Annotated in this window: 13 protein-coding genes and 7 pseudogenes; 9 read left to right on the top strand and 11 right to left on the bottom strand. The window is 68.7% G+C overall.

All coding sequences use genetic code 11. The annotated features are described in order from the left end of the window. Window positions 1-192: 192 nt before the first annotated feature. Both ACFXGX_RS36165 and ACFXGX_RS36160 read right to left on the bottom strand, forming a co-directional pair. Entirely contained in the window at window positions 193-534 is a 342-nt protein-coding gene (locus ACFXGX_RS36165) for a (2Fe-2S) ferredoxin domain-containing protein (protein ID WP_384800295.1), read from the bottom strand. Beyond that, window positions 531-2,510: pseudogene (locus ACFXGX_RS36160) on the bottom strand (heavy metal translocating P-type ATPase). The gene ACFXGX_RS36165 and the pseudogene ACFXGX_RS36160 overlap by 4 nt, the downstream one beginning before the upstream one ends. 130 nt (window positions 2,511-2,640) lie before the next feature. Between ACFXGX_RS36160 and ACFXGX_RS36155 the strand changes: the two are divergent. After that, complete coding sequence (locus tag ACFXGX_RS36155) at window positions 2,641-3,030, top strand: ArsR/SmtB family transcription factor (protein ID WP_384800292.1); 390 nt, start codon at window positions 2,641-2,643, stop codon at window positions 3,028-3,030. Window positions 3,031-3,360: 330 nt separating this feature from the next. Here ACFXGX_RS36155 and ACFXGX_RS36150 read toward each other — a convergent pair whose 3' ends face one another. After that, window positions 3,361-3,591: a multicopper oxidase domain-containing protein gene (locus tag ACFXGX_RS36150; RefSeq protein WP_384800289.1), complete on the bottom strand. Its 231-nt coding sequence runs from the start codon at window positions 3,589-3,591 to the stop codon at window positions 3,361-3,363. A gap of 440 nt (window positions 3,592-4,031) precedes the next feature. Between ACFXGX_RS36150 and ACFXGX_RS36145 the strand changes: the two genes are divergently transcribed. The 7 genes and pseudogenes from ACFXGX_RS36145 to ACFXGX_RS36115 all read left to right on the top strand — a co-directional run. Continuing rightward, the gene (locus ACFXGX_RS36145; RefSeq protein ID WP_384800287.1) at window positions 4,032-4,343 is read left to right on the top strand and encodes a hypothetical protein; all 312 of its coding nucleotides are present in this window, start codon (window positions 4,032-4,034) and stop codon (window positions 4,341-4,343) included. 603 nt (window positions 4,344-4,946) lie between these two features. Then, the gene (locus ACFXGX_RS36140) at window positions 4,947-5,516 is read left to right on the top strand and encodes a hypothetical protein (RefSeq protein WP_384800284.1); all 570 of its coding nucleotides are present in this window, start codon (window positions 4,947-4,949) and stop codon (window positions 5,514-5,516) included. A 228-nt stretch (window positions 5,517-5,744) separates the two neighbouring features. Beyond that, window positions 5,745-5,963 (top strand): annotated as a pseudogene (locus ACFXGX_RS36135) (transposase domain-containing protein); the annotation flags it as partial. 119 nt (window positions 5,964-6,082) lie between these two features. Further along, a pseudogene (locus ACFXGX_RS36130) lies at window positions 6,083-6,451 on the top strand (transposase); the annotation flags it as partial. A 39-nt stretch (window positions 6,452-6,490) separates the two neighbouring features. Further along, window positions 6,491-6,757, top strand: a pseudogene (locus ACFXGX_RS36125) (DDE-type integrase/transposase/recombinase); the annotation flags it as partial. A gap of 135 nt (window positions 6,758-6,892) precedes the next feature. Continuing rightward, window positions 6,893-7,069: pseudogene (locus tag ACFXGX_RS36120) on the top strand (IS30 family transposase); the annotation flags it as partial. Between the two features lie 4 nt (window positions 7,070-7,073). Continuing rightward, window positions 7,074-7,367: pseudogene (locus tag ACFXGX_RS36115) on the top strand (integrase core domain-containing protein); the annotation flags it as partial. Between the two features lie 234 nt (window positions 7,368-7,601). Here ACFXGX_RS36115 and ACFXGX_RS36110 read toward each other — a convergent pair. From ACFXGX_RS36110 to ACFXGX_RS36080, 7 genes and pseudogenes are all read right to left on the bottom strand, one after another. After that, window positions 7,602-7,736 (bottom strand): LPXTG cell wall anchor domain-containing protein, encoded by a 135-nt coding sequence (locus ACFXGX_RS36110; RefSeq protein WP_384800281.1) that lies wholly within the window; start codon window positions 7,734-7,736, stop codon window positions 7,602-7,604. A gap of 165 nt (window positions 7,737-7,901) precedes the next feature. Next, window positions 7,902-8,198 carry an ANTAR domain-containing protein gene (locus ACFXGX_RS36105; RefSeq protein WP_384800355.1) on the bottom strand — a complete coding sequence of 99 codons (297 nt, stop codon included), beginning with the start codon at window positions 8,196-8,198 and terminating at the stop codon, window positions 7,902-7,904. A 24-nt stretch (window positions 8,199-8,222) separates the two neighbouring features. Further along, window positions 8,223-9,389: pseudogene (locus tag ACFXGX_RS36100) on the bottom strand (PP2C family protein-serine/threonine phosphatase); the annotation flags it as partial. Between the two features lie 99 nt (window positions 9,390-9,488). Then, window positions 9,489-10,271: a GAF and ANTAR domain-containing protein gene (locus ACFXGX_RS36095; protein WP_384800278.1), complete on the bottom strand. Its 783-nt coding sequence runs from the start codon at window positions 10,269-10,271 to the stop codon at window positions 9,489-9,491. Further along, window positions 10,264-11,031, bottom strand: a complete 768-nt coding sequence (locus ACFXGX_RS36090; protein ID WP_384800275.1) for a GAF and ANTAR domain-containing protein — start codon at window positions 11,029-11,031, stop codon at window positions 10,264-10,266. The genes ACFXGX_RS36095 and ACFXGX_RS36090 overlap by 8 nt, the downstream gene beginning before the upstream one ends. A 401-nt stretch (window positions 11,032-11,432) precedes the next feature. Next, window positions 11,433-11,588 carry a hypothetical protein gene (locus ACFXGX_RS36085; protein ID WP_384800272.1) on the bottom strand — a complete coding sequence of 52 codons (156 nt, stop codon included), beginning with the start codon at window positions 11,586-11,588 and terminating at the stop codon, window positions 11,433-11,435. A gap of 533 nt (window positions 11,589-12,121) precedes the next feature. Further along, window positions 12,122-12,265: a hypothetical protein gene (locus ACFXGX_RS36080; protein ID WP_384800364.1), complete on the bottom strand. Its 144-nt coding sequence runs from the start codon at window positions 12,263-12,265 to the stop codon at window positions 12,122-12,124. Between ACFXGX_RS36080 and ACFXGX_RS36075 the strand changes: the two genes are divergently transcribed. Next, window positions 12,210-12,827 (top strand): DUF1360 domain-containing protein, encoded by a 618-nt coding sequence (locus ACFXGX_RS36075; RefSeq protein WP_384800352.1) that lies wholly within the window; start codon window positions 12,210-12,212, stop codon window positions 12,825-12,827. The genes ACFXGX_RS36080 and ACFXGX_RS36075 overlap by 56 nt on opposite strands. A 182-nt stretch (window positions 12,828-13,009) precedes the next feature. Here the strand turns inward: ACFXGX_RS36075 and ACFXGX_RS36070 are convergent. Continuing rightward, a partial coding sequence (locus tag ACFXGX_RS36070) for a hypothetical protein (protein ID WP_384800269.1) occupies window positions 13,010-13,327 on the bottom strand: 318 nt, incomplete at its 5' end.

Genomic DNA, 13,327 nt, shown 5'->3' with positions numbered 1-13,327 from the left:
GCGCGCCGCAGTGCCGGACGTTGCGGACGCCGACCGCGGCCAACGCTTCTTGCAGCCAAAGAACCGGGTCGCAACCAGGCCGCGGCCGCGGAGCGCCAAGCGCAATGAGTACTCCCCGCCCAAGTGCGAGTAGGCCGGTGCCACAGCCGTGACGGCCCGGCCGACGTCTTCACGCCGGTCACCGCGACAACCTCAGTCGAGGATCTCTGGTGGAGTGGCGATGCCCGGTCCTCCGGCGCGTACCCATGCCACGATGTCGGCCGTGGCGTCCGGGGCGTTGACCAGTCCGACCCAGGCCGGCCGTCCACCTGCGGCCCGGCCCGCCGAGGACGGCTGCACGACGATGACGTTGGCCTGCTCGCAGGCGTCGAGACAGTTCACCACACGGGCGTGGGCGACTGAGTCCAACCCGGATGCGAGTTGGGTCCCGGGGTCGATGGCCGACACCTTGGCCGTGCCGCAGCCGCAGCCCCGGCACACGGTCACCGTGCACCGAGGTGCCGCTTGGGCTGCCGAAGTCTTGCGGCGGCTCATTCGGCGGCCCGTCGCCAGGCCGAGTCATGCCGCAGCCGCAGCCCGTTCAGGCCGACGATAACGGTCGAGCCCTCGTGGCCCGCGACGCCGAGCGGGAGCGGGAGGTTGCCGACGAGGTCCCAGATCGCCAGGACCGCGATGAAGACGCCGGCGATGACCAGGTTCTGCACCACCAGTTCGCGGGCGCGGCGGGACAGGGAGATCACCGCGGGGACGGTGGCGAGTTCGTCGCGGACGATGACCGCGTCGGCGGTCTCCAGGGCGAGGTCAGATCCCGCCCGGCCCATGGCGATGCCGGTGTGGGCGGCTGCCAGGGCCGGGGCGTCGTTGACGCCGTCACCGACCACGAGCACCTTGCGGCCAGCCTCTTGCAGTTTCTTCACAGCGGCCACCTTGTGCTGGGGCAGCAGTCCGGCGCGCACGTCCTTGATGCCGACCTCGGCGGCGAAGCGGGCTGCGGCACGCGGGTTGTCACCGGTCAGCAGCAGCGGTGCGGTTCCGCACAGGGACGTCAGCGCGGTGACGGTGGTGTCGGCGTCGGGGCGCAGCCGGTCGGCGATGCCGAGTACGCCCACCGGCACTCCGTCCGCGGTGACCAGGACGGCGGTTCGCCCGTCGTCCTCCAACTCGGCGGCCAGCGCAGCCGCACGGGCGGAGTCCGCGTCGCTCGTGTAGCCCAGGATCCTGGCCGGTGCGCCGACAGCGACGACCTGCTCGTCTACGGTGGCGGTCACGCCGACGCCGGGCGTGGAGTCGAAGGCATCCGCAACCGGCAGGGCGAGCCCGCGTAGGCGCGCCGCATCCACGACCGCGCGGGCCAGCGGGTGCTCGCTCGGATGCTCGGCCGCTGCCGCGAGGACCAGAAGCTCGTTCGGCTTCAATTCGGCCAGCGGCCGGATGTCGGTGACCCTCGGCGTCCCCTCGGTCAGCGTGCCCGTCTTGTCGAGGGCCACCGCGTCGATCTGCCCCAGACGCTCCATCACCACGGCCGACTTGACCAGCACGCCGTGCCGTCCGGCATTGGCGATCGCCGACAGCAGCGGCGGCATCGTCGCCAGGACGACCGCACAGGGCGAGGCGACGATCATGAAGGTCATCGCCCGCAGCAGGGCGTCCGTGAGCGGTGTACCAAGGGCGAGCGGGAAGAGGAAGACGGCAAGGGTGGCCGCCACCATGCCGAGCGAGTAGCGCTGTTCGACCTTCTCGATGAACAGCTGAGTCGGGGCCTTGGTCTCCGACGCCTCCTCCACCATCCGCACGATCCGGGAGATCACCGTGTCGCAGACGTCGCGCTCGACGCGGACGCGCAGGACGCCGGTGCCGTTGAGGGTGCCGGCGAAGACTTCGTCGCCCTTCCTCTTGGCAATCGGCAGGGGCTCTCCGGTGATGGTCGCCTGGTCGACGTCGCTCGCACCGTCCAGCACCTGGCCGTCGGCGCCGACACGCTCGCCGGGCCGTACGAGGATGGTGTCGCCGACGGACAGTTCCTCTGCGGTGACGGTCTTTTCGCCACCGTCGGCGTCGATGCGGGTGGCCGTGGCGGGCGCCAGGTCGAGCAGGCCGCGCAAGGAGTCGGCCGTCCGTGCCGTGGCCAGGGCCTCCAGCGCTCCGGATGTGGCGAAGATGACGATGAGCAGCGCCCCGTCCATCCCCTGCCCGATCGCCGCCGCGCCGAGCGCCGCGACGACCATCAGCAGATCGACGTCGAGCGTCTTCTCCCGCAGGGCTTTCAGCCCCTCCCACCCTGGTTCCCAGCCGCCGACCGCGTAGGCAAGTGCGTACAACGGGCCCCAGGCCCAGGCCGGGGCGCCGGCCAGCTGCAAAGGCAGCGCCACCAGGAACAGGACCAGCGCGGCCGCCGCCTACCGGGCCTCGGGCAGCGCGAGAACCCGGGTACGCCGCCGGGGCGCGGCGGCGTCGCGTGGGGCGCAGATCCGGTCGGTCTGAACCGCTGGCGGGGCAATTGCGGAGGTCATCGGGTGGGTCCTTCACGAGGGCATGGCGGATCTGCGAGCAACCGGATTCCGGCGTCACTCTCCCCACGGTAAAGGGTTACATGAAGACTCGTTCATGCGTTCATGGATGCTTCTCCGTAGGATGAAGCTCATGGGGCACGGAGCTGACGGACAGAACATCGCCACCGCACGTGAGCGTCTTGAGACCGTTGGCGCCGTCGATGTCGCTGCCACGTTCCAGGCGCTGGCCACCCCCTCGCGGCTGCGGATCCTGGCCCGCCTGCAGGAGGGCCCGTGCGCGGCAACCGAGCTCGCTGACGCCGTCGGCATGGAGCAGTCCGCCTGCTCCCATCAGCTGCGCCTGCTGCGCAACCTCGGCCTGGTCACCGGCGAGCGCCGGGGCCGCTCGATCGTCTACGCCCTCTACGACAACCACGTCGCCGAACTCCTGGAACAGGCTCTCTACCATGTCGAGCACCTGCGTCTCGGCCTGCGTGACACCCGGGCGCAGACCCCGGCCACGGTGGCCGGAGCTGGCTGAGCCTCACCCCGGCACGGCTGCTCTTGACGGTGCCGAGGGCAGTGGCTCAGCGCTCGGAGCCGTCACCGATCGTGCGGGTCCCCTGCTGCAATCACTGCTCACCGTCGGCAAGGCGCCGACCCCCGTGTCGGACATGGTTCGTTGCGGGCCTGGACGTGGAGGACGTTCCTGGAGCGTGCCGGCCTGCTGGGATGAGGGATGGCTTGCGCTATCGCGGATGTTGATCGCTGCTGGGTCGATGAACCAGCCATTGCGGTCGTCACCGTGAACGGTTCGGGCGCACCCGGTCGGAACCCGGTGCGCCCATCCAGGCAGCGCGCGAGCAGAACGTCAGGCCTTGTAGGCCGCGTTCGCCGTCATGCCCGTCTCGCCGTGGTACGCGTTGTGGCAGTGCAGCATCCACTGGCCGGGGTTGTCGGCGTCGAGGAAGACGGACACCGTCTTCTCGGGCAGCACTTTCGCGGTGTCCTTGCGCGGGTCGGAGGTGCCGAGCTGGTACGTGTGGCCGTGCAGGTGCATCGGGTGCCACTTCTCGCTGGTTGACGAAGTCGAGCCGTACACGCTGGCCCTCCACGACGGGGTGCACCTCGGGATTATTGATGTCGAACGGTGTGCCGTTGATGGCCCAGTTTGAGCAGGCTGTGTCGGGCTGGCAGTGGATGCACGGTGGTACCTGGCGGCGTAGGACGTCGATCGCCTGTTGCCGGGCTGCACCGGCTGCTCATCGCCGCCCAGCGAGTCGCCAGTGTGCAGCGTGCCCACGTTGGTGCGGTTGAGGCCGTACTGGATCAAGGCGCTTCCGGGAGTGGTCAAGACATGGTGACGCGGAAGGCGCATGCCGTAGCGGTGGGACTCGTTCTCCTTACGGCTGCATCCGAGTGCTCCGAGGCGGGGTCAGGGTGCGCCGGGGTCGGCGTCGTGTCTGGGGTGAGTGTGCTGTTCGGGCGCCAGGGCTATGGTGATCTCACGGGGGCCGTTGCGGAGCTGTGTATGTGAGGCGCGTGTGCCAGAGCATCTGCGGAACGCAGGGCATCGCAAACCTCCGACTCTCGCTGCCCGACGACGTGAATCCGGACTCTGGACCGGTCCGTTTCCGGGTCATCCGTAAGGGCGGGGCCCGGCCCGTCATCGACAGGTCTGCCGACGTACGACTCACGCGGCAGTCTGACGGCTGCGGCAGCGGTGCATACGGCCGGGAGCTCGTCCTTACCAAGGACGAAGGCCTGACGACAAAAATCCCGAAGTCCCTGCAAATCGCCTGGGGCAAACAGGTCAGGGAGCAAGCCGCCGCGATGCCTGATCCCTACCGGTGAAGAGCGAAGTCGACGCGTTGAGGCTGAGTTGATGGGGGAACGGAGGGAGCTGCTTACACGGGAGCTGAACCTGATGGCAGTGAGTGCTCAGTAATCGCGCAGCAGACCCGTTATTGGGTGAGGCTGGCGTGGATGGTGCTGATGGTTGGGCGGGGTCTGCGCCCGTTATCGGACCCGCGTGGCCGGGGTGCTGAGCGGATCCGCAAGGTTCTGCGGCGGGCCGGGTGCACTGAGTTCAGCGACGAGGAGGATGGGTTCGCCGTCGATAGCGGGCAGGACGGTGCACTGCTGGGGGCTTGCACAATCGACGAGTCGGCGGCAGCAGAGCGAGAGCTGCGGTGCTTCCGGCATGGCGTTGACTGGCGTGGGCCTACGAATCGAGTCGCTGCCCGTGGACCGCACCAGGTGGCTGGTGTGGGATTCGGGGGTGGTGGCGTAGGCGAGGGCGTCGGCGCTCGACAGGTCGGGCCCTGCTGCTGGGGCTCGTTTGTTCACCCGTCTGATCTGCTGTGATGGCGGGGCGCTTGGAGTCCGGTGAGGGTGTGTGGGGGTCGCCGTCTACGTCGGCCAAGCCCCTCTTTCCGTCCCTGAAGGAGCTCCGCCATGTCTGAACGCAACACCGCCGTCCGCAGCCTGCACGATCTTGGTCTGGCGGCCTGGTTCGGCGGCTCGCTGATGGGGGCGGTCGGTCTCAACGGTGCGGCCGAGGACGAAGGCGGCACGGAGGCGACCAGGGTCCGGATCTCGTCGTCGGGGTGGGCGAAGTGGGCGCCGGTCAACGCCGCCGCGATCGGCGCGCACCTGTTCGGCGGTGGCGGGCTGCTCGCCGTGAACGCGCACCGTGTCGCCGCCCAGCAGGGCGTAGCCGCCTCCACCACGGCCAAGACCGTCGTCACCGCGGCGGCTCTGGCCGCCACCGCCTACGCCCGCGTCCTGGGCAAGAAGGTCGAGCTGGCCTCCTCCTTTGACCCCGCTGACGCCGAAAAGGCGGCCAAGCACCCGATCGACCTGGAGAAGGCGCGGCGGCAGCTGCACCTGGCGCAGTGGGCGGTGCCGGCTCTGACCGGATGCCTGGTGGTGCTCAACGCCCTGCACGGCGAACAGCAGCGTCCGAGCGAGCAGATCCCCGGCATGTGGGAGCGGGCCCGCTCCGCGGCCCACCTGATGCCCTAGGCCCTCGCGGTATGCACGGGAGGAGGTGACCGGCAGCCACAGCGCCCGTACCTGGTGCGCGCCTGGTTGCTGTTGTGACATGTCTGCGACGGTTCAAGGCACTGCAGATCGCTGTCCAAACTCCAGCCACCGGACAGGTCCCGGCCAACCCCCGCCCTTTGAAGGGCACTTTAGGGGCACAGCCGTTCCTTTTGCCGTGGGTAGGCTGGTTGGCAGTGGGTCCCGGGGGTGGTTGGGGTGGCTTCGAGCGCGTCTGACTTATCGGGTCTGGGTCTGCTGACGCGGGTGTATCCGCCGGGGTTGGTGGACCGGGTGGTGGCTGCGTGCGGTCGTGCAGAGCAACGGAGGCGGCTGCTTCCTGCGCGGCTGGTGGTGTATTTCGTCCTGGGGCTGGCGCTGTTTTCGCCTGCTCCTTATCTCGAGGTCATGCGGCATCTGGTCGCGGGTCTGCGGGGGCTGGGACTGCTGGGCGACTGGCATGTTCGGCGAAGTCTTCGCTGTTCAGAGCTCGGCAGCGACTGGGCTTCGAACCACTTCAGGTGCTGTTCGCGGCGACCGCGAAGCCGATGGCCGACGAGTCGACGCCGGGCGCGTTCTGGCGGGGCCTGCGGGTGCCGGCCGTCGACGGGACCTGTTGGGACGTCGCCGACACGGAAGCCAATCAGGCCGCGTTCGGCCGTCCCGGCAGCGGCCGCGGAGCAAAGCGCAGTGCGTTTGTCCAGGTGCGGATGGCGGCGCTGGTGGAAGTGGGCAGCCATGCGGTGCTGGATGCGGAACTCGCCGGCTGCCGGACCGGTGAAGTCACGCTCGTAGGCCGTCTGCCGCGGTCCTGCAGTGCGGGCTGGCTGGTGCTGGCCGACCGCGAGTTTCTCGGCGTCCCGCTGTGGCGAGCCTTCACCGACAGTGGCGCCGACCTGCTCTGGCGGGTGCCGGCCAACCGCGTCCTGCCCGTGCACAAGCTACTGCGTGACGGATGGCTCACCGACATCACCGAACACGCCACGTTCGAGGTCAAGTTGTACCTCTGCGCGGTCAAGGACGTCTTCAGCAAGAGGATCGTGGGCTACTCCATCGACGCACGGATGAAGTCCCGTCTGGCCGTCACAGCCCTGAACAACGCCGTTGCCCGGCGCGGACACGTCGCCGGGTGCATTCTGCACAGCGATCGCGGGTCGCAGGGCGGATTCAACTGGTCGTCGCAACACCTTGATCACGGAGGTGCGCGATGGGACGAGACAAGAGGCGGAAGGTGCCGGAGGTGCCAGCGGGAGCGCGACGGCTGTGGGCGGCGGATCGGGCGATGCGACCGCCGATGCGTTCACCGGGCCGGCCGGAGCCGTCTCGTGCGGTGCAGCGCCACTTCTGGCAGCGGATCGCGTCAGTACTTCCCGAAGGGCACTGATCTCTCCCGTTGGTCGTCCACGGACCTCGAAGCCGTCGCCATGGCGATCAACAACCGGCCCCGCAAGGTCCTCGGTTGGCGGACGCCGGCTGAGGTCTTCGAAGAGCAGCTACGCTCGCTGCAACAGCCCGGTGTTGCAACGACTGGTTGAACTTGCCCAGTTCCGGTCACGGAAGTTCGTCCAGGCGCTCGAGCGGCACCGGATCATCGGCTCGATAGGGAGAGTCGGGGCAGCAGGCGACAACGCGGCCATGGAGTCCTTCTTCAGCCTGCTGCAGAAGAATGTCCTCGACCGCCGATCGTGGGCCACCCGCGAGGAACTGCGGATCGCGATCGTGACCTGGATCGAGCGGACCTACCACCGGCGCCGCAGACAAGCCTCGCTCGGCCGGCTGACCCCCGTCGAATTCGAGACCGTCATGAGCACACCGGCCCTCCAGGCCGCGTGACCCAACCTGCACCAGACCCCAACGGCATTGACTTTATAGGGAGAGAGCCAGAAGACGATCATGGTGGCGGCTTCTCTGCCGAGGGCGATGCACCTCTGAACGGTCATATGCCGAAGCAGTCCTGCTTCTGGCCTTCGCTGCGACTGCCTGCGTGGTGGAGGTGCGTCCGGACTCGAACAAGTCCGCTTGGAACCGGGAACCGCCTGAGGCGCCACCGCTCGCGTCGGACGGTTGTCAGATCAGGTTCCGGGCCCGGCGGCGGTGCACGATGACGAGGGTGCCCGCCCCCGTGACCACTGCCGCGGCAGCCGCCCCCGTGATCGGCAGCGTCGAGGAGCCGGTCTCTGCCAGGGTGCCACCGATATCCACGAAGCCTTCCTCATCCTGGCCTGCGCGCCCAGACGGTCGCACGCGACTGCTGGCGGTTGACTGCGGTCGCGACGCTTGCTGGACCTCGCTGCTGTACGGCAGGAAGGTTCTGCTTGGTATGTCGTACGTTTGCTGCGTACGGTCGGCAAGGCTGTATGACCTCCCCTACCCGGGCTCCTCCGGTGCGTCTTCCGGTATGCGCCGCTGCTTCGCTGCGTCCAGCTCCTGGCGCACCGGCTCCGGCAGTGACTGCCCCAACGCCCAAGCCATCAGCGTTTCCGCGACCGAGTGCAGCTCGATGTCGGTGTGCTGGGAGACTTCGCGCAGCACCTCCAATCCTGCGGTCGGCGAGAGGCCGTGAACCGCGATGAGAACACCGATGGCCCGGTCGACCGTCGCGTGGGAGTCGACCGCATGCGAGATCTCTTCGCAGGCTCCCTCCTGCCGGTTCCCCCTGAGCAAGTTGGGGGTGCGCAGGCCTCCGTGCTGGGGGCCGTACCAGTCCAGGCACAGAACGGTGGCATCGTCTCTCGGCTGACGGCCGTGGTAGGCGTCGGAGACCGCGCCGACCAGCGTGCGCACGACCTCGCGGGGGTGCTCGGTGGCGTTGTCGCGGATGATGCCGGTCAGGTCGACCGTTTCCGCCTGGCGTTCTTGCATGCCGTCGGTATAAAGCACGAGTCGGTCACCGGGACGCAGGTCGAGGTCCTGTACCCGGTACGGGCCCTGCCCGACGACGCCGAAGGGCAGGTTCACGGCCAAACGCAGCTCTTCTACCGCGCCGTCGCGCAGCCGCAGTGGCCAGGGATGGCCCGCGTTGACGAGCTGCGCGCAGCTGCCGTCCAGGGCGATGCGTACCAGCTGGCCGGTGGCGAAGGTCCGTCGGCCGTGGGCGAGGAGGGCCTGGTGGGTCTGGCGGGCCTGCTCGGCAAGGTCGGCCCCGGCGCGGCGGGCGCCGCGGGAGGCGTTGACCAGGAGGGTGGCCATGAGCGAGGCGTCGACGTCGTGGCCCATGGCGTCGGTGACCGACAGGTGCAGGGTGTCGTTGTCGAGGCTGTAGTCGTAGGTGTCTCCGGCGATGTCGGAGGCGGGGACCAGGGCGCCGGCGAGGGTGAACTCGGGGGCCTCGCAGGAGGCGGCCGAGGGCAGGAGCTGGCGCTGGATCTCCGCGGCCAGGCTGACCGTGGTGGTGCGGTTGCCCCAGTGGTAGAGGTCGGTGAAGCGACGGTCGGTGACGATGACGTAGGCCAGCGCGTGCGCGGCCTCCTGCACCTGCTCCAGCACATCGGGTGTCACCTCGGTGAGGAACAGCTCCAGCACCCCGATAGTGTCGCCGCGGTTGGTGACCGGGGCCAGCACCCGCTGCCCCTCCTCACCCTCCGGCGCCAGCACCAGCTTCTGGCTGCGCAGGACCTCGTCGTAGACACCGCTGCCGATGAGGGGGACCTGTTGGGTGCGGTCCTCTCGTTGCGTGGCCGCTGTGTCGTTGACCCGCAGCAGGCGGCGGCCGACGACGTCGACAAACAGGAACGAGACGTACCGCGCGTTGAATCGGTCGCGCAGATTGCGTGCCACGACATCGAGCGAGCCCACCGGCGCAGCATCCTCCGCCGCAGCCAGCACATCCACCAGTCCGATTCGATCACGCAGCACATCAGCCTCTCTCTACGGACTCTCCTTCCCACCGATACGACAACCACCCGCCGTCGCGTTCCCGCTCCGCCGGCCCCCGCTCGCAGCCGGTGCCGGTGTTCAGGTCGCGGCGGTTGCGTCGAGGATGTGGGTCGGTTCCATGGTGCGCTTGACCAGGGCGAGAGCGGTCTCAGCGAGACTGACCCGGTGGCGGTTGGCATAGTCGGCCAGCAGGCGTCCGGCCTGGCCGACGGAGCCGTCTCCGTGGGCGGCGATCATGCCCTTGGCGATCTCCAGGGTGGCCTTGGCGGCGATGGCGCTCTGCACGCGCGTGGTGATGTCGTCGCTGCGCGGCTCGGTGGGCCAGTGCATCAGTGACAGCGCGGCGGTGTCGCTGAGTGCTTGTGCGAGGGGCATGTCGTTGTCGGGCAGATCCCCGGTGCGGGCGTTGAGCAGGGTGACCGCGCCCAGCAGGCGTTCGTGCAGACGTACCGGCACGGTGTGCAGGGACTGGTATCCGGCGACGGACATGGCGGTCATCAGTGTCGGCAGGCGGTCGCGTTCGGTGGTGATGTCGGGGATGCTGCGGGCCTGTCCGGTGCGGTAGCAGTCCATGCAGGGGCCGCGGCCGGTCTGCATCTGCATCAGCTCGATGAACGCGGCTTCGTCGTCGGTGGCGGCCATCGTTTTCAGCGTGCCCCGGGCGTCAGCGATCATCACGGCCACGGCGTCCACCTCCAGCAGCTGCTGGCAGGCGTGCACCAGGCGGTTGAAGAGGTGCAGGGGGTCGAAGTCGGGTGCGTACGTGTCCGCGAGGTCGACGAACGCCTGGGCCAGCTCTCGCTCGCGGTTCATGTCCGTCTCCTCGGCGCGGTCCTGGCAGGTATGTGCGCGTTCATTCATGATGCATATCCATGGTGCGTTCGAGGACGGCCCGTGCAACGTCGGTCGAGGTGAGGCCCTGCGCGAAGGCCCGGGCCCGCAGTCTGAGCACGGCCTCCTCGGCGCTCACCCCCAGCTGCACCATGATCATCCCGGTGGCCTGGTGGATCTCCTCCCGGTCCGACTCCGCTCCTTCAAGCCACGTTACGACTCCGTCGGAGTCATCAGAAGCCTCGCCAAGCGCGGCGACGGCCAAAGAGAGAGCGTCGGCGACCAGAAGCGCGGTGCGCACTTGCTCGCGACTCAGCGCACCCGCGCTTTCCCGGTACAGATCCAGAGTGCCCAGAGCGCCGACCGCACCGGGCAACGGCACGGAGAAGACCGCTTCGGCGCCCGCCTTCGCGGCCTGAACCGAAAACAGCGGCCACCGGCGCGCGTCCGGAGCGCGGGTCAGAGCCGGAGCGAACACCGGGGCCCGCAGCCGCACCGCCTCCGCGCACGGGCCCTCGCCGAGCGTGTACTGGATCTCCGCCAGAAGAGCCGCCACCTCGTCACTGGCAAAGAGCACAACGCCCACGCCCTCATCCGGCCCGAGCACCGACAGCGACAGACCCGATACCTCCGGCAGGAAAGACACGCAGGCCCGACACAGCGCATCAGGCACCGCAGCCGCAGGCAGCCCCTGGACCGCGGCGATGAACGCGCGGGCGATCCCGGCCAGGTCAACGTACGTCTCCCGCTCGGCGTCATCAGAGCCCGACGACTCCACATCACCGGCCACGCCTCATCACCTCCCTGCGGACCCTCCACCGATCCACCCGATCATGCTCCACCAAGATGACTCTGTTCCAGGTCCTCCCCACCCGGCGCGGGCCCAACGCCCAAAAATCGCAACGCACGGGCCCGAGACGCAGATCATCGCCCGCACCGCATCCACCGATACCAGGGTGCCCAAGACCTTCTCCCTCCGCGCCGGCTACCTGCCGTTCAATTGCGAGGGACCATCCGGCAGCCAGATCGGCTGGCGCGGCACGAACGAGCCGTAGTCCCGGGTGCGCGCGTGCCTCCGCGAGTCACACAGCAGTTCGTGTCGCGCCGCGTGCGACGGGTACCCGCAGCCCTCGCGTGCATGCCGCACAACGTACGCGGACCGGGCGTTGGCGGCGGAGCGGGCGGACGACCTCACCGCCCGCTCTTGTGCAGGAGGTCCATGAGGAGTTCCTCGCGGGGCCAGGTCCGCGGTGGGGCGCCGCCGCCGGTGGCGTTCTCCAGGATCTGGTCGGCGGTCAGGCGTAACGGTGAACTTGCCCGAGGCCAGCGGTCCGCGCAGGCCGGCATGAGCCATGACTGAACGCAGGATGCCCATGGCGCGGGCCTGGCCGACGTGCAATGGTCCAGTTTGCTGCCACCGGGTTCAGCCGTTTCCTTCATCCCGGTCAGCCGCTGCAGGGCCGGGGACGTACGAGTCGTGCCGCCCGTCAGGCGTTGCTCCGCCTTCGCGCCGAGAGTAATTGCCGCCGCCGACCGCTCCCGCGATCAGTCACTGCCAAGAGCCTGCTTCATCATGCGCATCGGGGTACCCGGCACCTGACAGTCATCACGTGAAGGCTCAGCCGCCTCATGTCTCGGCCCTGTGGTGCCGCGTGCCGAGCAGTCGCGCTCGTGTCCGTATGCGGACCCGGTCATCGGTCGGACAGATGTGGAGGAGTGACCATGGTGTTCCTGTTGGCCGACAACAGTGGCAAGGCTGGCGACGGTGCGTCCTTCTGTTCCCACGCACAGTCGGTGAACAGCGCGAGCCGCCCAGAGTACGGCAGTTCGTTCGCTCCGGGTGAGGTTCCCCTTGGCGGTTATGCCGTGCTGGCGGGCGTCTATGGCGCGGCGACGGCTCTGGCCGCGCTGTCGCTGCGCAGGTCGGGGCGTCCGCTGCCCTCCACCGTCTTGCCGTGGGACCTGCTGATGCTCGGCACGGCCACGTACAAGGTGTCCCGGCTGGTGACTAAGGGAAAGGTCACGAGTTTTCTCCGGGCACCCTTCGCCCGCCGTCAGGAGGCGGTGGGCGGCAGCGAAGTCATGGACGAGCCGCGTCGTCAGGGAGCGGTGCGCCATGCCGTCGGTGAGCTTTTGAGCTGTCCTTTCTGTGCGTCGTCGTGGGTGGCCACCGGTCTGGGGGCGGGTATGCGGCGGCACGCGTGCGACCCGGATGGCGGCCCCGGGCTGAGCGCGGTGGTGATCTCCGACTGGCTGAACAGTACGCGTGGAGCTATACCCAGCAGCAGGTGGAGGGCTGACATACGGGCCGTCGCGCCCCGGGAGTCGACAACTGGAGGAGATGGCCGCGCCGTCCCGGCCGCGGCCCTGACGACAGCAGCCTTTCGCTCGCCAAGCCGCTGGCCTCGTTGCCGAGCGCCTCAAGAATTGCAACGAGTGCTCACGCGCTCCTCTCCAGCAGGTATGAGGCGTCGCCACGTCGCAGCACCGTGCGAGATCCTCGCGCCCCCTCGACGCGGCCTCCCGGCTTGCTCCGGGACGGCAGCTGCCGTGACCAGGCGAGTAATTCCATCGCACAGAAGCTGAGCCCCTTGGTCGGCGAAGCAGAACCGGGCACCCCTGTGGGCGGATCGACCGGCGTCTGGACCTTCAACGTCCCTTAATGACCTGGGGCGGGAAGTCGTGAAGGGTGGCGTGCGGTGGTGATGTGACGTGATTGGCGCTTCGGGATCTTGGGGTTGGCACCGCCGAGAGTGCGGTGGCAACTATCAGTCGCCTGGGGACCAGCACACCCATGCGGTCAGGCAGGCCGTCCACAGCAGTGCGGTGCAGACTGTCAGAGCGCTCAGTTTCAGCAGTCTGGCGCGCAGGAGCGCGTAGCGGGCCTCGTACTCCTCACGGAGCCGGTGGCTGCGCCAGGCCACGGCCGTCAGTGTCAGCCGGGTGAGGTGTCTGCGTTCCTGAACGTATTGGCGGATGACTTCTTCCTGTTGGGCGGTGGTCAGCCAGGGCATGCGCTCGGTGAATCGCTGTGCTTCGCGCTGTGCGGCCTCGTATTGGGCCTGCAGCAGCAAAAACCCTTCGAC

The organism is Streptomyces sp. NPDC059371 (genome assembly GCF_042751995.1).
In the GTDB taxonomy this organism is placed as follows: domain Bacteria; phylum Actinomycetota; class Actinomycetes; order Streptomycetales; family Streptomycetaceae; genus Streptomyces.
Note: the sequence above shows the minus strand (reverse complement) of the source record. Positions and strands in the feature narration are given on the sequence as shown.

Coding starts and splice junctions, on each gene's coding strand:
- ACFXGX_RS36165 (WP_384800295.1), bottom strand. CDS start 534: ATGAGCCGCCGCAAGACTTCGGCAGCCCAAGCGGCACCTCGGTGCACG.
- ACFXGX_RS36155 (WP_384800292.1), top strand. CDS start 2,641: ATGGGGCACGGAGCTGACGGACAGAACATCGCCACCGCACGTGAGCGT.
- ACFXGX_RS36140 (WP_384800284.1), top strand. CDS start 4,947: ATGTCTGAACGCAACACCGCCGTCCGCAGCCTGCACGATCTTGGTCTG.
- ACFXGX_RS36095 (WP_384800278.1), bottom strand. CDS start 10,271: ATGAATGAACGCGCACATACCTGCCAGGACCGCGCCGAGGAGACGGAC.
- ACFXGX_RS36085 (WP_384800272.1), bottom strand. CDS start 11,588: ATGCCGGCCTGCGCGGACCGCTGGCCTCGGGCAAGTTCACCGTTACGC.
- ACFXGX_RS36075 (WP_384800352.1), top strand. CDS start 12,210: ATGCTCGGCACGGCCACGTACAAGGTGTCCCGGCTGGTGACTAAGGGA.